A 23,463-nucleotide genomic window follows, 5' to 3' on the forward strand; every position below is an offset into this window, starting at 1 on the left:
CGACATGACCAGCTGCGGCAGTTCAGAGCTCGAAACGCCGATCAGAGATTCTTCCGAAGAAGCCCAAAACTGGGCCGCCATTCGAATATATCGACGCTGCCGTAAACACCGGAGCGGACGAAGGGATCTCCTGCGCTGAACGCCTCGAACTCGGCGAGCGTTTCGACTTCCGCGATCACTAAGGCCGTAGAACCCTTGCCCTCCGCCGGCGGTGCAGACGGTCCGGATAGCAGGATGCGGATCGCCGCGCCATGCAGATAGGCCTTGTGTTCCTCGAGCAATCGGGAACGTTCGGCAGCCTTGCCGGGGTCGGATAGCGCATAGCGGGCAACGATCATTGTCTATCCTCCACGGGCGTCAGCACGAAATCGAAGTCGGAGCGCCAGACCGTCGCACGATCGACACGCTCGAAAGGCGCGATCAGGCTGTTTTTGACACCAAACACCGTATCGGATTCCAGATAGGGATCGTCGCCGACGAAAGTGTGGGTCACGAGCTTCTGATAACCTGAAGCCGTGATCAGATAATGAGTATGGGCAGGACGGTAGGGATGGCGGCCGAGGGACGCCAACATCTGGCCGACCGGGCCGTCATCCGGGATCGGATAGGAAACCGGCTTTATGCCGACGAAACTATAGGCGCCATCTGCGCCGGTGACGAAAATGCCCCGGTTGTTCCACTTCGGCTGGATATCCGGCTGCTGGACGTCGTAGAAGCCATCGGAATTATCCGACCATACATCGATCCGGGCTCCCTCGATCGGATTGCCGTTAAGATCCAGCACTCGCCCGATGAAGAGACAGCTCTCGCCCTTGCCGTCGAGCGAAATGTTTTCACCCATCTGCCGTACCGGCGCCCCTTCGAGATGAAACGGTCCAAACACCGTATTTTCCGTGGCGCCTGGTGGACGCCGGTTGTTGATCGCATCCACCAACATCGACAAACCCAGCGTATCGCTGAGCAGGATGAACTCCTGTCGCTCGTCATGGCAGAGATGGCCGGTTCGGGTCAGGAAGCCGATGGCCAGCTCCCATTCTTCCTGGGTCAGGCTGATATCCTTGGCAAAGGCATGCAGGTGCCTGACAAGCGACGCCATGATTTCGGCGAGACGCGGATTAATGTCCTGCCCCATCCGTGAGTTGACGGCTTCCGCGGATCTTTCTTCGCTGAAATATTCAGGCACGTGGCCATCCTCCTAAGGCGTTAACGCGGCCGCGCGCCCTCCCAGGCGCTCTGCAACAAAGCCCGGATCGCTTCCCGTTCGATCGGGCGCGGGTTCCAGTAAGGGTTCTGGGCGGCGAGTTCCGCCGCACGGTCCAGATCGGCTGCCTTCATACCCAGATCGCGGAGCGCCAGGGGGGCACCGATCGAAGCGGCAAAATCATAAAGACCGCCGCCCAGCGAGCCGCCGAAAAGATCGGCAGCCGGCTTTAACGCATCCGCTGCAGCCTCCGCGTTGTAGGCGGCAGAATGGGGAAGAATGACCGCATGGGTTTCCGCATGCGACAGATCGAAGCTACCGCCCAGCGTATGGCAAAGCTTGTGATGGAGGGCCATGCCAACTGCTCCGAGCACTGTGCCGCACAGCCAGGAACCGTAAAGCGCTTCGCTTCGCGGCTCGATGTCCCTAGGCGAATTGACGATTTGAGGTAAAGCCTGCTTCAGCGCGCGCAGGCCCTCGACCGCCATCATTGACGAAATGGGATTGCGATCCTGTGCATAGAGACCTTCGACCGCATGCGCCATCGCATTGAGCCCGCTGCTGACGCTGATGTTGACCGGCAATCCCAATGTCAATTCAGGGTCGTAGATCACCACTTCGGGCAGGATGCCGGGCCCGCGGACCGTCGTCTTCTGCCCGTTCTCTGTCTGGCCGAGGATCGGCGTAACCTCTGATCCCGCATAGGTCGTCGCCACCACGATTTGTGGGGCGTCGTTGCGATAGGCGATCGCCTTGCCGAGACCGATCGTAGATCCGCCGCCGATCGCGACCACGCAATCGGCGGCGGCTGCGTTATATGCCGCCATCGCGCGCTCGGTCACATCGACCGGCGTATGCATCGTCGCATCGTGGAATAGTCCTGCAGCAAGCGGACCGAGGGAAGCAGCGATCCGTTCAGCCTCCGCTTTCTGGTGCGGAGTCGAAAGGATCAGGGCGCGCTTGCCGCCCTGCCCTGCAATCGCCTCGGCGAGACGGTTCAACGAGCCGCTCCCGAAGAAGACCTGGGCCGCGCTGGCCGTGTATCTGAAAGGTGCAACCATGCTATCGATCGAGTTTGAACAGTGAAACCGCGTTGGTGCGACCGATCTTCAGACGGTCGGCTTCGGAGATGGTCGTGCTGTCGAACCAATTTGCAGCATGGTCGATGTTCTCGAATGGCCAGTCCGTCGAGAACAGAATTCGGTCCGCGCCGATTTCCAGCATAGCATCGATAAGCGATTGCGTGCGGAAGTTCCCCGACGTCGTGATGTAGAAATTCTCGTTGAAATAATCGGCAATCGGGCGTTTGGCCGGATAGTTCTTTTCCACCTTGACCCACGCATTCCGGTTGTCGATGCGCCACATCATGTATGGTAGTCCCTCGCCCATGTGACCAACGATGATCCGCAAAGCCGGATGTTCGTCAAACAGGCCGGATCCCATCAAGCGTAGCGCATGAACAGCGGTCTCCTGCGCGAACGCCCATGTCGGCCCCATCAGCCAGGAATGGCCGGCATAGATCCGGCTATCCTGCGGCAGCGGGTTGCGCGGATGCAGATAGAAGGGAACGTTGAGCTTTTCGACTTCGGCCCAGAACGGACGGTATTGCGGCAGGTCGTAGTAGAGCAGCGTCGTTCCGTCGCCTTCCTGCGAGAAGCCATTGACCAGTGCGCCGACGAAACCCATCGTTGTCACGCAGCGCTGCAATTCCTGCGCGGCTGCATCCGGATCCTGCAGGGGCAAAGCTGCAAATCCCAGGAAACGGCTCGGGTTCTTGACGCATTGCTCCGCCAGAAAGTCGTTGGCGCGCCGGGAAATCTCCAGAGCCTTTGCCCTATCCGGGATCGCCTGCACGGCCGGAGCGTTCAGCGACAGGATCATTTTCTCGATGCCGTGGGCATCCATCAGCCGCAAACGCTTGTCCTGGATATCCAGAAGACGGGCGGACAGTTCCGTCCAGTAGTCGCCCGGCACGAATCCAGCCGAATCCTGCAGCGTCTCGGGAATGGCGAAATGTTCTTCAAGCGCGATCTTGCCTTGCACGATATGCTCTCTTTTCTGTCTTGTATCGAAATACTGAGGATGGCGGATCAGAATTGCCCCTTGGGCGGAAGACCGAGCAGCTGCTGGCCGACCATGGTGCCCACGGCATCCCAGTTCATTGAAATGTGGCGGCCGACGGCATTTGCATCGCGCCATGCTCGCTGGACGGGGTTGGACATTTGAAGGCCGAGGCCGCCCGTCGATGCATTGAGTGCTTCCACAGCCCGAAGCGCCAGGCTGACCGCAAAGGACTGGCTGCGACGGGCGAGAATTCGATCGTCCTCGGTGATCTCGCCGGCGCCATCCTCGCGGGCCTGGGCCAGTTGCTGCGCTCGGGCAATATCGCGCAGAATGATTTCGCGGGCGGCATCCACGGATGCGGAGGCTTCTGCCACGCGCAGCTGGATCGTCGGAAATTCCGCGATCTTGTTGTTGCCACCGGCAACCGCACCACGTGTCACACGAGCCCCCATATGGTCGATATAGCTCTCCAGTGCGCCCTTCGCCGCACCGACGGCTGCGCTGCCGAGGCAGAACGGAACCCCCATGAGGAGCGGAATGTTGAAAAGGCCGATACCCCTATAGCCACGTCCGCCCGGCGTTCTGCCGGAGGTCGCGTCCGGAAAACTCAGCATGCGGTATTCCGGAACGAAGACGTCCTTGAGGATCAGGCTTTTCGAGCCGGTGCCCGCCAGGCCGACCACGTCCCAGGTCTCGGCAATGCCATAGTCGCCGGCGGGAACCAGAAGGAACGCCGGCACAGGACGCTCCCCCTCGCCGTTTGGCGGAATGATCGCCGCACAGAGTGCCCACTGGGCATTTTCGCATCCGCTCGCAAAGGCCCAATCGCCAGATAACCGGAAACCACCTTCGACGCGTTCCGCGATACGGACCGGCGCATAGGAACCGCAGAGCAGCGCATCCGGATTGCTGCCCCACACCTCCTGCTGAACCCTTTCATCGAACATGGCGAGGAGCCATTGATGCGCGGAAAGGAGGCCGGCAACCCAGCCGGTGGAGGCACAGGCCGACGACAGTTCGATATTTGCATCGACAAGCTCGGCAAACGATCCCTCCTCCCCACCGAAACGGGCAGGCTTGACGATATCGAAATAGCCGGCGGAGCGCAGCAGATCGATATTGCGTGCCGGCACGCGGCCGGATTTTTCGGTATCGCGCGCGCCGGCACGGATCTCGTGCAGCACCGGGGCGATACGATCTGCAAGACATGCGTTCTCAACCCGCGCCGAGGCGGGAAACAGGGCAGCTGTATTGTTCATGGAACTACCTTCAGTTCTGGGATGCGGGAAGTGCGTGCTGTGGCGCGCAGTATTTCGAATTCTCGTACATCAGCGCGGTCGTGTCGTCGGAATGGCGTGTATCCACCACCTGCCCGATGAAGATCGTGTGCGTTCCATAGGGAACTGCGCCCATACGGCGGCAGACAACTGAGGCATGAGCGGAGCCCAGCACCATCATGCCGCGCTCGTGGCGAACCCAATCGGCAGCGTCGAAGCGGCGTTCAGGCGCAATCTTGCCGCTGAAACCTTCCGATACGGCTGCCTGCCTGTCGGTCAGAATGCTGACTGCGAATTCGGGCACCTCGAGCAGCATGTCATGCAGGTAGGTGCGATTGTTCAGGCAGATGATGAGAGATGGCGGATCCATCGAAAGCGATGTGACGGCCGTTGCCGTCATTCCATGATCCACGCCGTTGCGACAGGCGGAAATGACCGTCACCGTCGCCGGGAAACGGCGCATGGTCGATCGAAACGCATCGCTGATCGGTGCGGGGGCCGGCGCTATGCCGAGGGCAGCAGTGGCAGACATGATTTCCTCCCGTGTCTCCTCGGTGTCCAAATTATTGCATTTGCAACTGTTGTCAATGCAAATTTATAATTTAGGCGGAAAATGCTTGATCTACCAGCCGTTCTCGGCGGCCGAAAGCCAATCATGTTGTCATCCCGGTCATTTAGGTGCATGTCGAGAGAGCCCTCAGCAGGCCGAATCCCACCAGCAGACAGAGATATGTACAAACTTACCGATTCCGTTCCGTATCTTCTCAACCGCGCCGGCGTGCGGATAGCCGAGGTGTTCGCGCAGAGAATTGCCGAAGACGATCTCAGCGTGGCGATGTACCGGGTTCTGGCCATGCTCAAGGAGCGCCGGGAGAGCACCCTGGGGGATCTCGCCGACGTCGTCTCCGTCGAGATTTCGACACTTTCGCGCCTCGTCGGCACACTGGCCAAGCGCAAGCTGGTGTCGCGAACACGTCCGGAAGATAACGGCCGTATCGTCATCGTAAGGCTGACCCCGCAGGGCGAAGCGCTGACGGAAAGGCTTATGCCGCTTGCCGTGGAACTTGAACGCACTGCGGTTCAGGACATGTCGGACGAGGAGGTCGCAGCCCTGAAGAAGGCGCTGCGCCGCATGCACAGCAACCTGCCGGCAATATCCGGAAAGGGAAAAGTTGCCAGCTGAAAAGTTTGCAGTTGCAAATATTTTATTCGCAAGTATTTAATAACGTGTCATCGTTGTCTTGACATCGCCCGCTCACGGGTGAGTCTGGCGCTGGGAGGAACCACGCCGGCAACGATCCAGGAGGATTGTACATGGATCGACGCGGACCTGCCGCTGGCAGGAGCGTACTTCCTGTACTCAAATGTATGGGGAGGGAAAATTGGCCATACAAGATCTCGCTATTGTCAAGGAACACGTTCGCAGCCCGAATGTCATCATCGCCCTTTGTGGCCTGCTGATCCTGTTCGACGGCTATGACCTGATCGTTTACGGCGCGGTCGCGCCGGCGTTGCTCGGTGAAGCCAGCTGGGGCCTGACGCCCGGCCTGGTCGGACGCGCTGCCTCCATCACCCTGTTCGGCATGCTGCTGGGGGCTCTGGTCGCAGGAACGCTCGCTGACAGGATAGGGCGCCGCAAGGTCATCATCGGCAGTCTGCTGAGCTTCTCCGTTATGATGATCGGCAGCGGTCTTGCGCCGAACTTTCTCGTTTTCGAGGGAACACGCTTTCTAGCCGGCCTGGGCCTTGGAGCTCTTTTTCCCACGGTAACCGCTCTAATCATCGAGTTTTCTCCGCCGAAACGGAAGGCAATGGCCTATTCGATTGCTCTTCTCGGTTATCTGGCCGGCGGCATCATCTCGGGCGTCCTCGGAATGCTGCTGATACAGACATACGGATGGCGTCCACTGATGATCATCGGCGGCGCACCGATCCTGCTTCTGCCTTTCTTCATCCGCCTCATCCCTGAATCCCCCGAATGGCTGGCAACGAAGAACCGCCGGACCGAAGCCAACCAGATTGCAAACCAGTACGGGCTGCCCGATCCCGTAGCCAGGCCTGTTGCGTCACGCCAAGTGGGCATCCGGTCGCTGTTTTCCGAAGGTCGCCTGCTGCCGACATTGAACGCATGGGGCATCCACTTCTGTTCGCTTCTGCTCACATTCGGCATGGTCAACTGGCTTCCGACCATCATGAACAAGATGGGCTATGACCTCGGTTCCGCCCTGCTCTTCTCCGTAACCCTCAATCTCGGAGCCGCAATCGGCCTCCTGATCGGCGCAAGGATTGCCGACCGCGGAAATGTCAAAATAGTCGTCGCAGGCATGTTTCTTCTCGGAGCCTGCTCGATCTGGTTGCTGACGCAGGTGGATCAGGGCCTCCAGGTCTATGGACTCGTCGCACTTGCAGGTACAGGAACGATCGGCACGCAGATCCTCGCCAACGTTCTCGTTGGAAACCTCTATCCGGTCGAGATCCGTGGAACTGGCCTTGGCTTCTCGCTGGGCATCGGCCGTATCGGAGGCATGATAGGACCGGCCATCGGCGGTGCGGTTCTGGGTGCAGGCCTGGCTCCGCAGTGGAACTTCTACATCTTCGCATCGGTCGGAGCCGTAGGATGCGTCCTCGCACTCATGACATTGCTGTATCGGAGAAAGGCTGATTGATTGCCAGATTGTCGGCGGGTCTGGGATCCAGTGCCTGCCGACAATGCAAACCTGGTGAAGCCAAAAATCTGAAAGATTGCAACGTGCTCTAATGAACCATTCCGCGTGGTTTCGCCCGGTTGGCAAATTGGTGGACGAGCATGATGCCCTGCTCGAGGAGCAACTCGGCCGCCCGCAGATCGTGCGGCGCAAGCTCACCGGATAGTCCGCGGATCGTATTGGCGATGCAGACGGAGTTGGCGACGAAGCGGGCGTCGCCCTCCCCTTCGGCCTCCTCGGCGGTTGCTTCCAAGGCATCGGCGACGGTGTCGAGCAGGCTCGACCGTTCAACAAGCGTCATGTCGTTCAGGGTTTTCGAAATGCCGTTCATCATTGTCTCCTCGCGCGTTCTCAAGGCGGCCCGCAGCGCCGATTTCTCGATTTGAGAGAGGTGGCTGTGACTGTCAGATGGAGATGGATGTCTGCAGAAGCAACGCATGGCTGCCGCGCGCTTCACGCATGCGTACAGCACGACGGGCGGATCAATCACTATTTCGCACCGATCATTGCTGATGCTTCAGGAGGTCGGCAAGCATCGCCCGCTGCCCTTTCAAGAGCTTTGTTGCTGCCTCGGCGAGGGAAAACCAGCCTGCACGATCAACCTCCGGAAAGCTCTTGACTCGGCCCGATTTCGGCGGCCACTCCATTTGAAATTCGGAGTTCCGGATCGCGGTCAGGTCGAGCACCGGATCGGCTTCGATCGACCAGGCGACGACGATCTTGCCGCCATGCTGCCGGTATTCACCCAGCCGTGTGAAGATGCCGTCGACGGCCACACCCAGCTCTTCGGCCGTCTCCCGCATCGCCGCCGCCAGCTCATCCTCTCCCGGCTCGACCAGGCCTTTCGGGATCGACCAGGCAGCCTCGTCTTTCCCAGCCCAAAAGGGACCGCCTGGATGGACGAGAAGGACTTCGAGGTCCTTGGACACGCGCCGATAGATGAGAAGCCCGGCGCTGCGGATTGCCATCGCGTTGTGCTCTTCTTGCGTTCATCAAGAGGCCAGGCATTCCTCGCAGATGCCGCAGCCGTCGTCGTCCATCCACCGGCACCGGCGCTTGCAGCATAGGCAAGCACGGCCATCGGCCCGCTCTTTTGTGTCTTCCGGAGGAATGATCTCGATCGTCGTCTCGAACAGGGTGTCAGCTACAAGTTCCGCCATCTCGTCGCTCCATCGGTCTCTTCATATGAGATAGGAGGGGCGACCGACATCGGCAAGTTCTCCGCGACGGCAGCGGCAGGGCGTCTGCCGTGCCGCCGGGATTGGGGGATGTCAGTGACTGGCCGGAATGCGGGCGATGACCTTTATCTCGAAGTCGAAGCCGGCGAGCCAGTTTACGCCAAGCGCCGTCCAATTCGGATAGGGCGGCTTGCTGAAAATCTCCTGCTTGACCGCCATGATCGTTCCGAACTGGTTTTCGGGGTCGGTGTGGAAGGAGGTGACATCGACGATATTATCGAGCGTGCAGCCCGCGGCACTCAGCGTCGCCTTCAGGTTTTCGAAGGCCAGCCGGACCTGGCGTTCGAAATCGGGTTCGGGCGTCCCGTCCGAGCGGCTGCCGACCTGTCCTGATACAAACAGTAGATCGCCGGATCGGATGGCGGCGGAATAGCCGTGCTCCTCGTAAAGAGCGTGCCTTTCGGCAGGAAAGATTGCTTCGCGTTGGGTCATTCTGATCTCTCTTTCTTGTTGGGAACACCGATGAGGGTCTGGCGACGCTTCACAAGCACGCCCTTCATTTGATATACGGTACGTATGTGATATAGCTGACATACGCGTCGTATGTAAAGTCCATATACGCTTCGTATGTGAATTGAGGATCGAATGGCGAAAACACGCAGCGAAACCGTGCAGGAAAACCGCGCCAAACTGATCGTGGCGGCGCGAAAGGCTTTTGCCGAAAAAGGGTACGCCGCAGCGTCGATGGACGAGCTGACGGCTGACGCCGGTCTGACACGGGGCGCGCTTTACCACAACTTCGGGGACAAGCGCGGGCTGCTGGCAGCCGTCGTCGAGCAGATCGATACCGAAATGGCGGCGCGCGCCAAAGAGATCGGGGCGCGGGCAGGCAACGATTGGCAGGGCCTGCTCGCCGAGGGTGCGGCCTATATCGAGATGGCGCTCAATCCGGAAGTCCAGCGCATCGTGCTGCTCGACGGACCGGCGGTGTTGGGCGATCCCTCGCAATGGCCGAGCCAGAACAATTGTCTGCAGGTGACCAAGAGCGCTGTGGAGCGCCTAACCGCACAAGGCATCCTCAAGCCGCTGGACGCAGAAGCGGCCGCCCGATTGCTGAGCGGCGCGGCTCTCAATGCCGCTCTCTGGATCGCCGCCAGCGAAAACCCGCAGAGCGTGCTGCCGAAGGCGGTCGAGGCTTTTCATGCCTTGGCGGCAGGTCTGCTTTTGCAGCGTTTGTGATCTGCTAGAGCAATTCCAGGCAAATCGCGAAGCGCTTTGCCTGGAATTGCGTTAAAAATAAAAAAGCTGGCTGACCGTTGGCTGCAGGTCAGTGCCCAAGGCTGCCGGCGGCGGCGATGATCTCCGCCGCAGTCGGGAAGACGGAGAGGTTGTTCGGCTCGTCGAGCGCCTCGATTCGTGCCCAGCCGATGGTGCCGTTCGCATTAACCAGGAAGTGCCCGACGAGCTGGGTAGCGTGGTTCGCGAAGATCGCATGATCGGCTTCGGTCAGCTCGAAGCGGTCTTTGGCGTTGAGTATCGTGTTGGCTTCCATCGGGTGCAGCGGTTCCGGCAGTTCGCCGGTGGGGTTGATGCGTACCGCCTGGAACTGCGCCATCGTTGCGGCATAGGGCCATTCGGGCCGCTCGCGGCTCCCATCGGGCAGGAACTCGGCATGCGGCACACCGTAGGCCCGATGCGTGCGGCAGTCCGGGTCACATAGAAGCGTTATCGGCGTCGGCCGGTGGCGGAAATACAGGCGGGCACGTTCCACCGGCGTGTTGATAACGGCCACGGTCTCCACCCCGGCGGCGCGCAGGGTCGGCTCTACGCTGGCAAGCCGTTCCAGTTGGCGCCGGCAGAACGGGCAGTGCAGCCCGCGAAAGAAGCCGATCAGGAACGGGTGACCTCTCAAGTCGGCGAATGAGACCGTTCCGTCGAAGTTGGCTGCGGCCAGTGCGAATCCGGGCGCGGCTTCTCCAGGTTGCAGCGGGCGTTTCTGGTCTCCCATGGAATAATTCCTTTATCGTATCGTCCACGAGGACGACCGAAATTCAACTATACCACTTGCGGCAAGAAGGCCCAGTGCTTGACGCTGAGACGCTGGATGTGGTCGGCAGGCCATTTGCCGCGGTCACTCCTTCACCGCCCCGGTCATCGAGGAAACATAGTAATCCACGAAGAACGAGTAGAGGATGACCACCGGGAGCGAGCCGAACAGGGCTCCCGCCATCAGCGCCCCCCATTCGAAGACATCGCCGCGCACCAGCTCGGTCAGCACGCCGACCGGGATGGTTTTGTTTTCCGAGGACTGAATGAAAGTAAGGGCATAGATGAATTCGTTCCAGGACAGCGTGAAGGCGAAGATGCCGGCGGAAATCAGCCCCGGCACGGCCAGCGGCAAGATGATCTTGATGAGGATCTGCCATCGGTTGGCGCCATCCACCAGCGCGCTTTCCTCCAGCTCGAAGGGGATCGAGCGGAAATAACCCATCAGCAGCCAGGTGCAGAAGGGAATGAGGAAGGTCGGGTAGGTGAAGATCAGTGCCAGCCGCGAGTCGTAGATCCCGAGCTTGAAGACGATGAAGGCAAGCGGGATGAAGAGGATCGACGGCGGCACGAGGTAGGCGAGGAAGATCACCAGGCCGACCGAACGCGAGCCGGTGAAACGGACGCGCTCGATGGCATAGGCGCCCAGGACCGAGGCCACCAGCGAGAGGAAGGTGGAGCAGACCGCCACCAGCATCGTGTTCCACAGCCAGCCCGGATAGGAGGTTTCGAGGAACAGATATTTGATGTGCGCGAGCGTCGGTCCCACCACCCAGAACGGGCTGTAATTGCTGTAGTCGGTCAGCTGTTCGTTGGGTTTCACCGCGGTGATCGCCATCCAGTAGAAGGGAAAGAGCAGCACGAAGACGAAGACGGCCATCGGCAGGTAGAGCATCACGATCCGCCGCGGCAGGCGGTTCAGATAGCTCATGCCTTCGGCATTGTCGGTCAGGGCCTGATCGGCGGTGTTGGAATGTGTCGACATCGTCATTCTCCAAATCTTGGCGCTTAATCCTGGCCGCCCTGTTGCCATTTGCGCCGTTGCAGGCCGAAGAAGCTGAACATGATGGCGCCGAGCAGGAAGGGCACCATGGCGACCGCGATGGCCGCACCCTCGCCGAGCTGGCCGCCGGGAATGCCGCGCTGGAACGACAGCGTTGCCATCAGATGCGTCGCGTTGACGGGGCCGCCCTTGGTCAGCACGTAGATGAGCTGGAAATCGGTAAAGGTGAAAAGCACCGAGAAGGTCATGACGACGGCGATGATCGGCGTCAGCATCGGCAGCGTCACATAGCGGAAACGCTGCCAGCTGGTGGCGCCGTCGAGCGAGGCTGCCTCCTGCAGCGATGCCGGGATGGTCTGCAGCCCGGCGAGCAGCGAGATTGCCACGAAGGGAATGCCGCGCCAGACATTGGCGACGATGACGGAGATACGCGCATTGATCGGGTCGCCGAGGAAGTTGATCGGTCCGCTGATCAGCCCCAGCTTCATCAGCGACCACGAGATGATCGAGAACTGCGAATCATAGATCCACCAGAAGGCCAGCGCCGAAAGTACCGTCGGCACCACCCAGGGCAGCAGGACGATTGCCCGGAAGAAGGATTTGTAGGGCAGGTGCTGGTTGAGCAGCATCGCCAGCCAGAGGCCGAGCGCGAATTTCAGCACCGAGGCGACGAAGGTATACAGAACGGTGTTGAAGACCGACAGCCAGAACACCGAGTCGTCCATCAGGAACTGGTAGTTCTCAAGCCCGATGAAGATGCCGTCGCGGCCGATCCTCGTATCGGTGAACCCAAGCCAGACGCCGAGCCCCAGCGGGTAGGTGAGAAAGCAGACGAGGAACACCGCCGCCGGCAGCATGAACAGGAAGCCGAGCACATTGTTGTTCTGCAGGAGCGAAGAGACCGGCCCACGTCTATTCTCCGAATTCGCCATCGACATTGCTTATCTCCCAGATCGCCTTTTGAACCCCAGATCTTGCGGCATGCCGAAGGCCGGCATGCCGCTTGTTTCGAGGTGCGGGTCAGACGCGATAGTAGCGGTTTGCCCGGCGTTCAGCTTCCTTCATCGCATCCTCCGGCGACATCTGGCCGGTGACGGCGGCCGCATACATGTCGACCAGAACGTAGTCGGCCATGGTTGCTGCCGAGGCATAACCGAGCGGGCCGGCATAGCCGTTCGGGCGCAGCTTTTCCGAAGCCCGCGCATAGGGTGCGTGGATCGGATCGGATGTCCAGATCGGGTTCTTGGCGAAGGCCTTGAGCGGCTGGCAGCAATAGGCGCTGGAGCCCTGGATCCAGGCATTCATCTGGTCGGCTTCCATCATGAACTTGATGTAGGCCTTGGCCGCTTCGGGATATTTGCTGTGCTTGAAGAGCAGCAGCGAGCTCGTCTGGCAAAGTTCCACGCTCTTGCCGACAGGCCCGATCGGGAAGTTCGTCGTCCGGATATCCTTGGCGATCTCGGCGAGCTTCGGGTCGTTCTTGGCGGTGTAATAGACCGACACGCCGTTGGCGATCAGCGAGACCTGGCCGGCCAGGAAGGCGCGATTGTTGTTGACGTCCTGCCAGCTTTCCGTGCCCGGAATGAAGGTCGCGTAGAGTTCCCTGGCATAGTTGATCGATGCCAGCGTCTCGGGGCTGTTGATCGTCACCTTGCCGCCTTCGTCGACCATCATGCCGTTGTGGCTCCACAGCAGCCAATGGGCATAGTTGTTGCCGTCGCCGACCGCCTTGCCGTGCGGGAAGCCGGCGGGCGTGCCCTTTGCCTTCATCGCCTTGCACAGCTCGAGGAAACCAGCCGTATCGTTCGGGAATTCGTTGAAACCGGCAGCCTTCACATGGGTGTCGCGATAGACGACGGCATTGCCGATCGCCGTCAACGGCATGGCGATGAACTTGTCGTCGCGTGTGGCGTAGCCCTTCACGCCGTCGTACCAGCCATCATACTTGTTGCCGAGATAGTTGCCGAGTTCGGTGAGATCGACCAGCTTGTCAGGATATTGATGGGCGTCATCGAACCAGCACATGATGAGATCGGGACCGGAGCCGACATTGGCGGCAACGGCTGCCTTCGGGCGAATGTCCTCCCAGCTTTCCTTGTCGATGCGGACTTCCACACCCGTGGCTTCGGTGAATTTCTTGGTATTGGCGATCCAGGCCTCTTCGTCGCCCTTGACGAAAGGCGTCCAACGCAGCAGCCGCAGGCTGGCGCCGCTTTCCGGCGTGTAAGTCGGCTCGGCCTGCGCCAGAGATGGCCGGATGCCGAGGCCGGCGGCGCCGGCGACGGCAGCCGAGGCGGCAAGAAAGTCACGTCTTCTGATCCTCATGAGATTCCTCCTCATCAAAAAGCGGGTACGAACTTGCCGGCACTCACCTCCCGCTTGGTGAACGCCGCTCCTTGCATCCCTGAGAAGGGATGCGTGCCTGCCTGCAGGCGACGAGAGGGCTCCTCCGCCCCCGCGCCACCGCCGGCCGGCCTCAGTCGGTTAATCTCCGGCCGCTCTCGGCGTCGAAGAGATGAACATGCGCGGCGTCGATCGCCACGCGCAGGGTTTCGCCCGGCCGCGCGTTGACGCGTTCGCGGAAGACGCAGCTGAGGTCGCTGCCCCCGAGCTTGAGGATGAGATGCGTCTCGTAGCCGGTCGGCTCGATCACTACGATTTCGCCGGGCAGGCCATTGGCATCGAGCAGGATATATTCCGGACGAAGCCCGTAGACGAGATCGCGGCCGATGGCGTCGGTCGGCGGATTGGCGACCGGGAGCGCGGTGCCGTCTGGTGCGTTGAAACGTGCCGGGTTTTCCGGATCGAGCCTGCCCTTGATCATGTTCATCGCCGGCGAGCCGATGAAGCCGCCGACGAATAGATTGGCCGGCTTGTCGTAAAGCTCGAGCGGGCTGCCGATCTGCTCGACGACGCCGTCATGCATGACGACGATCTTGTCGGCCATGGTCATCGCCTCGATCTGGTCGTGGGTGACGTAGACCGTCGTCGTTTTCAGCCGCTGGTGCAACTCCTTGATCTCGGCGCGCATGGCGACGCGCAGCTTGGCATCGAGGTTGGAGAGCGGTTCGTCGAACAGGAAGACCTCCGGATCGCGCACGATGGCGCGGCCCATGGCGACACGCTGGCGCTGGCCGCCGGAAAGCTGGCGCGGATAGCGGTCGAGCAGCTTATCGAGACCGAGGATGCCGGCGGCATATTTCACCCGCTTCTCCGCTTCCGCCTTCGGCGCCTTGTTCAGCATCAGCGAGAAGCCCATGTTCTGCTCCACCGTCATATGCGGATAGAGCGCATAGTTCTGGAACACCATGGCGATGTCCCGATCCTTGGGCGGCAGGGTGTTGACCACGCGCCCGCCGATCTTGATCTCGCCGCCGGAAATGTTCTCAAGTCCCGCCAGCATCCGCAGCAGAGTGGATTTGCCACAACCCGACGGGCCGACCAGGATCACGAACTCCCCGTCGGCAATGTCGATATCCACGCCTTTGATGACCGGAAATGCACCGAATGATTTCCGCACATCCGCGAATTGAACGCCTGCCATACTCACTCCTCCCAGAAATCGAGCGCTACATGCTGTGTATTGGTATTTTCGTTATGTCTTGCCGGCGGCTGTCATCTTCTCTCTCTCAGGTCCTTCAGCCATCGCAATCTCGCATCTGTGCGGGTGCCCGGGCGGGGACGTTCTCCCTATCGGGTTTTCCCCCTCATCGGGACGCATCCGGAGCGTCTTCGGCGAGGTAGACCTCGATCAGCTCGTCGACGCTGGTTTCGGCGGAAAAACCCAGCTGCGTCGCCCGTTCCGGCGTAAAGGATTTCGGCCATCCGGCGACGATCCCTTCAATCACCTCGTCGCGGCGACGGTCGATCAGCTCCGCCGCCTCCGGCCCGGCGACACGGCGCAACGCATCGATCTGGTCGGCAACCGTGGCGGCAAGCCCCGGCATGGTGAGCGTGCGCCGAACGCCCAGCGACGATGTGTCGAGCGTGGCGGCGTGGATCAGGAAGCCGACGGCCGACCGCGGGCTCGCCAGCCAATGTTTGACGGTTTCCTCGACCGGAAGAACGGCGCGCTGGCCGGCCAGCGGTTCCCGCAGGATGCCGGAAAAGAAGCCTGAGGCGGCGGCGTTCGGCGCGCCGGGCCGGATCACGATGGTCGGCAACCGAATTCCGATGCCGTCGACGAAGCCGCGGCGCGAATAGTCGGCAAGCAGAAGTTCCGACATCGCTTTTTGAACGCCGTAGCTGGTGAGCGGCGCCAGCACATAATCGTCGGGAATGGGATCGGGAAACGGCGAACCATAGACCGCAATCGAGGAGGAGAAGACGAAACGGGGGATATAGGCCTGGCGGCTTCCTTCCCGGCGGATCGCTTCCAACAGGGCTCGCGTGCCGTCGAGATTGACCCGATAGCCGAGGTCGAAATTGCGCTCGGCTTCGCCGGAAACGATCGCGGCGAGATGAAAAATCACGTCGGCTCTGAAAGCCGCCAGGGCCGCCGCCGCACGGCTTTCGGAAATATCGGCCGCCAGCGCTTCGACCGGCACGGAGATGCCGGCGGGCACCGGCGGGGCCGCGACATCCGCGAGCGTCATGCGGGTGATTGCATGATCGCCAAGGGAACCGCTACGCCCCAGTGTGGCGGCGAGCTTCCGGCCGATCATTCCTCCCGCCCCGATAATGAGAATATGCATCGCGTTTCGCCTCCTTGCGAACTACGAGAAGAGTAATTTGGTCGTCGTATAAATACGGGTTTCGTGGATTGCGAAGGCCGCGGCCGCGGCATCCGGGTCCCGCGTCTCCAAGCCGGCGAGGATCAACCGGTGATCGGCGATGCTGGTGGCGATCGTCCCGGGCTGCGATACGATGCGCCTTCGGTGGCTGAGAAGATAGGAATAGAGGTCGGCGGCCATGTCGGCCAGCACCGCATTGCCGCTGGAACGGTAGATGACGGTGTGAAATTCCCGGTCGCAGATCAAAAAACGGACGGGATCGTCGCAGGCGGCGTCCTGTGCTGCGATCGACTTGCGGAGATAATCGAGCGTCGACGGCTCCATCTTGACCGCCGCGGCCCTGACGACCTGTGCTTCGATCAGCAGCCGCGCCTCGTGAACATGGTCGAGACTGTAGGCCGCAATGTCGCGATACCGCGCAGCCTGGACCGCCAATTCGCCGACATCCTCTGACGCCACGACCGTTCGCGTTCCTTGTGCAACCGAGAGAATTCCATGCGTGGAAAGGATAAGGATCGCGCCGCGGACGGTCTCGCGGCTGACGGAGAGCGCGGAAGCCAGCTCCCGTTCGCTGGGCAGCGGGTCGCCGGCTTTGAGGATGCCGGTGGCGATGAAGGTCGCAATCTTCTGGACGACGAAGTCTTTCATCGACTTCTTCGGCGCTCCCCCAATCGCCGCAACGTCGTCTTCGAGCATCGCCCGAACATCCATCGCCATCCCTCCCCCTGAGGTCTACTGGTCCGGTAAGTGGGCCAGTAGACCTCAGGGGCAAGAGATTGTCAACGCCTGGATGTCCTCGATCGATTCCACAGTTATTTGGAGTAGTTTCGTGAAGCGGCAATATCGGGCACGCAGAGAAATTCACTCGGATGCTCAAGCCGCCTTGGAAGCCTTGCCGAGGCGTTTGATCGCTTGCTCCAGCGGGCGCTGGCCATCGCAGTAATCCTCCCAAGCCGGCGATTTCGACAGCAGTGCCGGCACGGTGCGGATGGTGAAGCGTTTGGGGTCCAGATCTGATTTGACCTGGGTCCAGGTCAGCGGCATCGAGACGGTCGCGCCCGGCCGGGCGCGTGAAGACAAGGGCGCCACGGCCGTCGCCATGCGATCATTGCGGAGATAGTCGAGGAAGATGCGGCCGTTCCTCAGGCTCTTGGTCATCTTGATCAGATAGAGGTCGGGATTGTCGCGCGCCATCTGCTGGCAGACGTCGTGCGCGAAGCTCTTCGCCTGCGCCCAGGAAAGCGGCTTGCGCTTGTTGATCGCAAGCGGCGTGACGACGTGCAGGCCCTTGCCGCCGGTCGTCTTGCAGAAACTGATCAGACCCAGTTGGTCGAGACGATCGTGCATTTCGCGGGCCGCGGAAACGACTGTGGAGAATGGCACATCGGGGCCAGGGTCGAGGTCGAAGACGAGCCGGCCCGGCACCTCCGGCTTGTGCGGTTCGCAATTCCACGGATGCAGCTCGACGGCGCCGATCTGCGCGACGGCGGCCAGACCCTCGACCCGGTCGATCTGCAGATAGGGCTTCTTGTCGCCGAAGACCTTGACCAGTTCGAGAAGGTTCGAGGTGCCGGGCATCGCATGGCGCTGGAAGAACTGCTCGCCGCCGATCCCATCGGGCGCGCGGATGATCGAACAGGGGCGCCCCTCTATGTGCGCGATCATCCAGGCACCGACGGCTTCATAATAGCGTGCCAGCTCTTCCTTGGTCACCGGCCTGCGGTCACTGGCATCAGGCCACAGCGTCTTGTCCGGATTGGAGATCAATACGCCCATGACCTCGGCCTTGGCGCCCTTTCGGCGGATCGGCCCGGCCTTCACCTCCGCCGCCGGCTCCGGCACGTCGGTCTCGGCCGGCTTCGCCGGCCGTTCGGCCTTGACATCCCTCGCCGGTTTGTCCGCCCGCAGTCCCTTGAAGGCCGCCTGGCGGACGATGCCGTCGGCGGTCCAGCCTGCGAACTCGATTTCCGCCACCAGCCGAGGCTTCAGCCAAGTGACCTCGGCCTCCTTCTTCGGCGCGTCGAAGCCGGTGAAGGGCGATTTCGCCGTCTCGAGCGCTTCCAGCTTCGGCAGCAGCGTTTCCACTGTCTTTGCGCCATATCCTGTGCCGACGCGGCCGACATAGACGAAGTGGTCGCCGCGGTAGACGCCGACCAGCAAGGAGCGGAATTTGCCGTTGGTCTTGGCATAGGCGCCGATCACCACTTCGTGGCCGGCGCGGCATTTCGACTTCGCCCAGCTGTCGGTGCGGCCCGATCGATAGGGTGCATCGCCCTGTTTGGAGACGATGCCTTCCAGTGAGAGCTTGCAGGCAGAGCGAAGCACCGCATCGCCGCCGGTCTCGAAATGCTCGACGAAACGCAATCGAGGGTCGCTGCCGGCATCCGACAGCAAGTTTTGAAGCCGCGCCTTGCGGTCGACGAGAGGCAGCGACCGCAAGTCCTCGCCACCCTCATAAAGCAGATCGAAGGCGAAATAGACGAGATCGCCGGTCTTGCCTTCTGAAATGGCAGCCTGCAGGGCGGCGAAATCCGGTGCGCCGTGGTCGTCGAGCGCGCAGATCTCGCCGTCGATGATGGCGTCGGGCAGCGCCGCTGCCGCCTCGGCGATCTCGGGATATTTGCCGGTCCAGTCGAGTCCTTTCCTCGTCTTCAGCGTCACCTCGCCCTCGAGCGTGCGCATCTGGATACGGTAGCCATCGAACTTGATCTCGTGAATCCAGCCGGAACCACCAGGCGGACGCTCCAGGGTCTGGCAAAGTTGCGGCGCAATGAAGTCCGGGAGATCGACGGTCTTTACCTTCTTCGGCTGTCTCCCGGCCCGGGCCTCCTCTTTTCTCTCTTCGGCGGCCAGCCCGTGATTGCTATCCCAGACGGCATCCGCCTTGATATCGCCGCCTTTGATCATGAAGGGCTTCGGCTTGCGGCCTTTGCCGGCGGCGATCGCGTCCATCGTTCGGCCGGAGGCGACGGAGGTGTCGTTGTCTTCCAGGATCGCTTCGCCATTGTCGTCGACCGAGAAAGCGTCGTGGTGCTTGATCAGCAGCCAGTTGGTTCGCTTGCCACCGTCGCGATCATTGCGCATGCGCACCAGCACGAAGCTGCCATGCAGCCGTTCGCCTTCCAGGGTGAATTTGAAGTCACCCTTGGCGAGGGCCTGCTCCGGACTTTTCTTTCCCTCGGGCTCCCAATAGCCGCGGTCCCACAACATCACCGTGCCGCCGCCATACTGGCCTTTCGGGATCGTGCCTTCAAAGTCGCCGTAATCAAGCGGGTGATCTTCCACCTCGACGGCCAGCCGCTTGTCGTGCGGATCGAGGGATGGGCCTTTGGTCACCGCCCAGGATTTGAAGACGCCGTCGAGCTCGAGCCGCAGGTCGTAATGCAGCCGGGTGGCATCATGTTTTTGGATGACGAAGCGACGGCGATTGCTGCGCGCGATCTGCTTATCGCCGCTCGGCTCCGCCGTCTTCTGAAAGTCGCGCTTCGATCGATATGTCGAGAGGTTGTCACTGGCCATGGTCGTTCCCGCAAGCAGCATCCAAGCATGGAATGCCGGCCGGCGGCAGGAAGTTCCATGACGGTCTTCTCCAGCTGAATATTGGAAAGAAGTGTGTCTATGCCGGGCCTCGCCTCATCGAGGAGAGGCCATCCCCGACATCAGAAAGCACAGCCAGGCGGGCCGCCCGGGACGGAGAAGCAGCCGGCTTTCCAGGCTCATCCGATTGCCGGCGGCAGGAAGCAGCGAGGATCGATGAAAATTTGCCCGGCTCGCCGCATCATTCTCTTGCGTCAAACGTTAATTGCTACCACCGGGGTGCAAACATGCGCGTTGATCAATGGCTTTCTCTTCTCGTCATCGCGCTCATGATGGGCGCCTTCGTATGGGGCCGTTATCGATACGATATCGTCGCCGTGAGTTCCCTTCTCGTGGCAATCATCGTCGGCATCGTCCCTGCCAAAACTGCCTTTTCCGGTTTTGCCGATGACATTGTCATCATCGTCGGCAGCGCGCTCATTGTCAGCGCGGCGATATCCAGGTCGGGCATCATGGATGTCGCGCTACGCAGATTGTCTCCCGAAAAACGCGGGCCACGGATGCAACTGATCATTTTGATTGCCATTGTCGCGGCCCTGTCAGCCTTCGTCAAAAATATCGGTGCGCTGGCGATCATGATCCCGGTTGCCGTGCAAATGGCGCGGAAATCACGCGTATCGCCGTCCATATTCCTGATGCCGATGTCTTTCGCCTCTCTGCTTGGAGGGCTGATGACGCAGATCGGCACATCGCCGAATATCATCGTTTCCCGGGTGCGTGAGGAGATCACCGGGCAACCGTTCGCAATGTTTGACTATACGCCCGTCGGCTTGGCGCTCGCCGTCGCCGGCATCGTCTTTTTGGCGCTGTTCTACAAGCTGCTTCCTGAAAGATCGCGGATAGAAACGTCGATGGACGAGGCGGTGGCGATCAAGAACTATACGACCGAAGCCAAGGTCACCACGCCATCGGGGGCGATTGGCCGGTCCGTCAGCTGGCTGCAGAAACCGGCTGGCGGCGATGCGATGGTCACCGCAATTATCGGCGGCAGCGGCCAGAGACGAACGCCCCTTCCCGATACCGTGCTGAAGGATGGCGACCTTCTGATCATCGAGGGAGAGCAAAGCGCCCTCGACAAGATCGTCAGTGAAGCCAAGCTTCAATTGTCCGATCGCAAACACGAGCCCGAGATACGCCAGGACATCAGTTCGGTCGAAGCCATTGTCGGCGAACATTCCCGATTGATCGGCGTCAGCGCAAAAGAGGTTTCGCTCTTCCACAACACCGGCCTCAACCTTCTTGCCGTCAGCCGCCGGGACAGGCGCTTCACCGAGCGCCTGGGCGAGATCAAGATCCGCAATGGCGACGTCGTGGTCTTGCAGGGCGACTTGCAGAAACTGCCGGATCTTTTACGCGAATGGGGATGTCTGCCGCTGGTCGTACGCGATATGAAGCTCGGCAACGCTCGCAACGGCATGATCCCCGTCATGATCCTGATGGCAACGATGGGGGCGACAGCCTTCGGCGGCATTCCTGTCGCGACAGCATTTTTTGCCGCCGCCTTTCTGATGGTGGTCACCGGATCCGTTCCCTTGCGCGAAGTCTATCATCATCTTGATGCGCCCATTCTGATCATGCTGGCCGCTCTCATTCCGATCAGTGACTCGCTGAGAACCACAGGCACCACCGACATTATCGCGGACCTCCTCTCGCGAACCGCCGAAGTGCTCCCGCCATTCGGCGCTCTGGCATTGATCCTGGTTGCGGCCATGGCCGTGACGCCGTTTTTGAACAATGCGGCGACCGTTCTGGTCATGGCACCGATCGCCGCGACCTTTGCCGCCAAGCTGGGCTTTCGGCCCGATGCTTTTCTGATGGCGGTGGCGATCGGCGCCGGCTGTGATTTCCTGACGCCCATCGGACACCAGTGCAACACGCTGGTTATGGCGCCGGGCGGCTATCGATTTGGTGACTATGCGCGATTGGGCCTGCCACTTTCGCTCATCGTCCTGCTTGTCAGTGTGCCTGTCCTGCTGGCTGCCTGGTCAATCTGACTTATGCCGGTCTTCTTTCGAGATGCCAAATCTTGGCAACGATCCGCCAGCCGTCCTTGTCTTTCACAAGACACAGATACGGGTGCTGCTCGAAACCAGCCGCGTATCGCTTGATGAGATCGCTGCTGCGACGGGCCTGGGCAGGTCCGAGAATCTCCGATTGCAGTTCGTTCAAACCTATGGCGTCAGTCCGTCAAATTACCGGAAGCGGTTCGCGACGCCGGGAATGGGCTGATCGGAGAAGTGGCGGACCAGCTTTGATGCACCCAGCCGATCCTAAATTCGGGCATCCCTGCTGATTCAGGCTGCGCCACCGGCGCAGCCTGGCGGCGTTACTTCCACTGCGTCCCGTCGGCGGCGGCGCAGCCGTAAGGTGGCAGGGAACCGGCAAAGGTGCTTTTGAGCTTGGCGCAGCCCCAGCTGTTGATCGGGCCGGGCATGGCATTGTTCAGCGTGATGCCGATTTCATCATAGGGGCTGTCGGTGTTGGTGACATAGCGATACCAGCGGAAACCGGTAAAAACGACGACAGCCAGAGCGATGATCAGCAGCAGGCGAACCAGTTTTTTCATAATATTTCCTTCAAATGCAACCGCCGCCGTTTAGCACTCCCATGTCGAAGCTGAAAGCTCCGGCCTGGTGCAACACACGCCAAAAATGGTTGCTGAACGTGCCGATGAATGGCCCTACTGCATAATTCCTGAAATCGATTCTCTGACGGGATCTGCAATGACCATCGAAGCGGCACGTAATTCGCATCCCATCTACTTCGTCGGCGCTTTTGCGACGGGCGGGCTCCTGACGTTCATGGTGCACCTCAACGGTGAGCTGGCCCGTTACGGCAATCCCCTGTTCTCATCCTGGACCGCGCACGGCACCGGCATCATCGCCGCCGTCATCCTTCTCCTGGTGGTCCGCCGCCGACGCGTTGCGACGGCGGAAAAGCCCCCAAGCGCGCCGTGGTGGGCCTATTTCGGTGGGGTATCGGGTGCGGCAACGGTCATTCTGACCTCGACCGCGGTCAACTCGCCGCTCGGGCTCTCCGGCACCCTGGCTTTGGGTTTGGCAGGCCAGGTCGCCTTCAGTCTCGCCGCCGACAGCTGGGGATTGTTCGGTCTGCCGAAGCGGCGCCCGGATATGCAAGACATCGCCGCCCTCGGCCTGGTTGTCACCGGGGGTGCACTCATTATCCTGTTTGGGCGAGGTGCGGCGTGACGGTGTTCGTTCTCCTGGCGTGTCTGGGCGGCGTGCTCGTCGGGCTCAGCCGTCAGCTCAATGGGCGGTTGAGCATATCCACCACGCCGCTGATCGCATCCTTCTGGAATCATGCCATCGGCTTTGCCGTGCTCACCTGCCTTGGCCTCTTTGTCGGAGGCCTGCTTCCTGCCGGTGCTGCCGAGGCGCCCTGGTATGCCTATCTGGGTGGTTCCATCGGCGTTGTTTTCGTAGCGGCCGGCAGCTGGGCGATTGCCCGCATAGGCGCGGTCAATTCGGCTCTGCTGATCATCGGTGGCCAGATGGTCACGGGGGTGGCGCTCGACTATGTCAGCGCCGTTCCAACGTCGTTCTGGGCGAACGCGACCGGAATTGTTCTCATCATCGGCGGAATGATGGTCAGCCGGAGACGCCGCAAAGCCGGCGGTTCGCAATAGCCAACGCTACGCA

At 60.9% G+C, this 23,463-nt stretch carries 25 protein-coding genes; 6 read left to right on the forward strand and 19 right to left on the reverse strand.

All coding sequences use genetic code 11. From position 1 onward, the window contains the following. Positions 1–41: 41 nt before the first annotated feature. Genes QMO82_RS31930 through QMO82_RS31955 form a run of 6 tightly spaced genes read right to left on the reverse strand, consistent with a single transcriptional unit; the run spans position 42 to position 5,074 of the window. Positions 42–338: a YciI family protein gene (locus QMO82_RS31930; protein WP_183610446.1), complete on the reverse strand. Its 297-nt coding sequence runs from the start codon at positions 336–338 to the stop codon at positions 42–44. Beyond that, the gene (locus QMO82_RS31935) at positions 335–1,183 is read right to left on the reverse strand and encodes an intradiol ring-cleavage dioxygenase (protein ID WP_183610445.1); all 849 of its coding nucleotides are present in this window, start codon (positions 1,181–1,183) and stop codon (positions 335–337) included. The genes QMO82_RS31930 and QMO82_RS31935 overlap by 4 nt, the downstream gene beginning before the upstream one ends. A gap of 20 nt (positions 1,184–1,203) precedes the next feature. Next, positions 1,204–2,262, reverse strand: coding sequence for a maleylacetate reductase (locus tag QMO82_RS31940; RefSeq protein WP_183610444.1), 1,059 nt, complete (start codon positions 2,260–2,262; stop codon positions 1,204–1,206). Position 2,263: 1 nt separating this feature from the next. After that, positions 2,264–3,244, reverse strand: a complete 981-nt coding sequence (gene tsdA, locus QMO82_RS31945; protein ID WP_183610443.1) for a gamma-resorcylate decarboxylase — start codon at positions 3,242–3,244, stop codon at positions 2,264–2,266. Positions 3,245–3,291: 47 nt separating this feature from the next. After that, positions 3,292–4,524 carry a flavin-dependent monooxygenase gene (locus QMO82_RS31950; protein WP_183610442.1) on the reverse strand — a complete coding sequence of 411 codons (1,233 nt, stop codon included), beginning with the start codon at positions 4,522–4,524 and terminating at the stop codon, positions 3,292–3,294. A gap of 10 nt (positions 4,525–4,534) precedes the next feature. Continuing rightward, on the reverse strand, positions 4,535–5,074 hold the full coding sequence (locus QMO82_RS31955; RefSeq protein ID WP_183610441.1) for a flavin reductase family protein: 540 nt from the start codon (positions 5,072–5,074) through the stop codon (positions 4,535–4,537). 198 nt (positions 5,075–5,272) lie between these two features. On the opposite strand from QMO82_RS31955, the gene QMO82_RS31960 reads away from it, so the two are divergent. Both QMO82_RS31960 and QMO82_RS31965 read left to right on the forward strand, forming a co-directional pair. Beyond that, on the forward strand, positions 5,273–5,725 hold the full coding sequence (locus tag QMO82_RS31960) for a MarR family winged helix-turn-helix transcriptional regulator (RefSeq protein WP_097616826.1): 453 nt from the start codon (positions 5,273–5,275) through the stop codon (positions 5,723–5,725). A gap of 181 nt (positions 5,726–5,906) precedes the next feature. Continuing rightward, entirely contained in the window at positions 5,907–7,208 is a 1,302-nt protein-coding gene (locus QMO82_RS31965; RefSeq protein ID WP_183610440.1) for an aromatic acid/H+ symport family MFS transporter, read from the forward strand. A gap of 88 nt (positions 7,209–7,296) precedes the next feature. On the opposite strand, the gene QMO82_RS31970 is transcribed toward QMO82_RS31965, so the two are convergent. From QMO82_RS31970 to QMO82_RS31985, 4 genes are all read right to left on the reverse strand, one after another. After that, positions 7,297–7,578, reverse strand: coding sequence for a hypothetical protein (locus QMO82_RS31970; protein ID WP_183610439.1), 282 nt, complete (start codon positions 7,576–7,578; stop codon positions 7,297–7,299). A gap of 172 nt (positions 7,579–7,750) precedes the next feature. Further along, positions 7,751–8,215 carry an NUDIX domain-containing protein gene (locus QMO82_RS31975; protein ID WP_183610438.1) on the reverse strand — a complete coding sequence of 155 codons (465 nt, stop codon included), beginning with the start codon at positions 8,213–8,215 and terminating at the stop codon, positions 7,751–7,753. A 24-nt stretch (positions 8,216–8,239) separates the two neighbouring features. After that, the gene (locus QMO82_RS31980; RefSeq protein ID WP_183631864.1) at positions 8,240–8,407 is read right to left on the reverse strand and encodes a hypothetical protein; all 168 of its coding nucleotides are present in this window, start codon (positions 8,405–8,407) and stop codon (positions 8,240–8,242) included. Positions 8,408–8,518: 111 nt separating this feature from the next. Beyond that, entirely contained in the window at positions 8,519–8,917 is a 399-nt protein-coding gene (locus QMO82_RS31985) for a RidA family protein (RefSeq protein WP_183610437.1), read from the reverse strand. A 153-nt stretch (positions 8,918–9,070) separates the two neighbouring features. Here QMO82_RS31985 and QMO82_RS31990 point away from each other — a divergent pair, with 153 nt between their 5' ends. Then, on the forward strand, positions 9,071–9,664 hold the full coding sequence (locus tag QMO82_RS31990; protein ID WP_183610436.1) for a TetR/AcrR family transcriptional regulator: 594 nt from the start codon (positions 9,071–9,073) through the stop codon (positions 9,662–9,664). 88 nt (positions 9,665–9,752) lie between these two features. Here QMO82_RS31990 and QMO82_RS31995 read toward each other — a convergent pair whose 3' ends face one another. From QMO82_RS31995 to ligD, 8 genes are all read right to left on the reverse strand, one after another. Then, entirely contained in the window at positions 9,753–10,433 is a 681-nt protein-coding gene (locus QMO82_RS31995; protein WP_183610435.1) for a redoxin domain-containing protein, read from the reverse strand. Between the two features lie 123 nt (positions 10,434–10,556). After that, complete coding sequence (locus tag QMO82_RS32000) at positions 10,557–11,456, reverse strand: carbohydrate ABC transporter permease (protein WP_183610434.1); 900 nt, start codon at positions 11,454–11,456, stop codon at positions 10,557–10,559. A gap of 23 nt (positions 11,457–11,479) precedes the next feature. Then, positions 11,480–12,412, reverse strand: a complete 933-nt coding sequence (locus QMO82_RS32005) for a carbohydrate ABC transporter permease (protein WP_183610433.1) — start codon at positions 12,410–12,412, stop codon at positions 11,480–11,482. An 82-nt stretch (positions 12,413–12,494) separates the two neighbouring features. Then, on the reverse strand, positions 12,495–13,799 hold the full coding sequence (locus QMO82_RS32010) for an ABC transporter substrate-binding protein (protein WP_183610432.1): 1,305 nt from the start codon (positions 13,797–13,799) through the stop codon (positions 12,495–12,497). A gap of 151 nt (positions 13,800–13,950) precedes the next feature. Then, complete coding sequence (locus QMO82_RS32015; protein ID WP_183610431.1) at positions 13,951–15,018, reverse strand: ABC transporter ATP-binding protein; 1,068 nt, start codon at positions 15,016–15,018, stop codon at positions 13,951–13,953. A gap of 163 nt (positions 15,019–15,181) precedes the next feature. Further along, a complete protein-coding gene (denD, locus tag QMO82_RS32020) occupies positions 15,182–16,168 on the reverse strand; it encodes a D-erythronate dehydrogenase (RefSeq protein ID WP_183610430.1) in 987 nt (328 codons plus the stop codon). 21 nt (positions 16,169–16,189) lie between these two features. Next, positions 16,190–16,918 (reverse strand): FadR/GntR family transcriptional regulator, encoded by a 729-nt coding sequence (locus QMO82_RS32025; protein ID WP_183610479.1) that lies wholly within the window; start codon positions 16,916–16,918, stop codon positions 16,190–16,192. A 162-nt stretch (positions 16,919–17,080) separates the two neighbouring features. Further along, entirely contained in the window at positions 17,081–19,726 is a 2,646-nt protein-coding gene (gene ligD / locus QMO82_RS32030) for a DNA ligase D (protein WP_183610429.1), read from the reverse strand. A 305-nt stretch (positions 19,727–20,031) separates the two neighbouring features. Between ligD and QMO82_RS32035 the strand changes: the two genes are divergently transcribed. Then, entirely contained in the window at positions 20,032–21,798 is a 1,767-nt protein-coding gene (locus QMO82_RS32035; RefSeq protein WP_183610428.1) for an SLC13 family permease, read from the forward strand. Positions 21,799–22,130: 332 nt separating this feature from the next. Here the strand turns inward: QMO82_RS32035 and QMO82_RS32040 are convergent, their stop codons facing one another. Next, a complete protein-coding gene (locus QMO82_RS32040) occupies positions 22,131–22,370 on the reverse strand; it encodes a hypothetical protein (protein ID WP_183610427.1) in 240 nt (79 codons plus the stop codon). A gap of 157 nt (positions 22,371–22,527) precedes the next feature. Here QMO82_RS32040 and QMO82_RS32045 point away from each other — a divergent pair, with 157 nt between their 5' ends. Beyond that, positions 22,528–23,013: a DMT family transporter gene (locus QMO82_RS32045; protein WP_183610426.1), complete on the forward strand. Its 486-nt coding sequence runs from the start codon at positions 22,528–22,530 to the stop codon at positions 23,011–23,013. Beyond that, entirely contained in the window at positions 23,010–23,450 is a 441-nt protein-coding gene (locus QMO82_RS32050) for a DMT family transporter (protein ID WP_183610425.1), read from the forward strand. Before QMO82_RS32045 ends, QMO82_RS32050 begins: the two co-directional genes overlap by 4 nt. Positions 23,451–23,463 lie beyond the last annotated feature (13 nt).

The sequence above is a fragment of the Rhizobium sp. BT04 genome (assembly GCF_030053135.1).
GTDB classification, from domain to species: Bacteria; Pseudomonadota; Alphaproteobacteria; order Rhizobiales; family Rhizobiaceae; genus Rhizobium; species Rhizobium binxianense.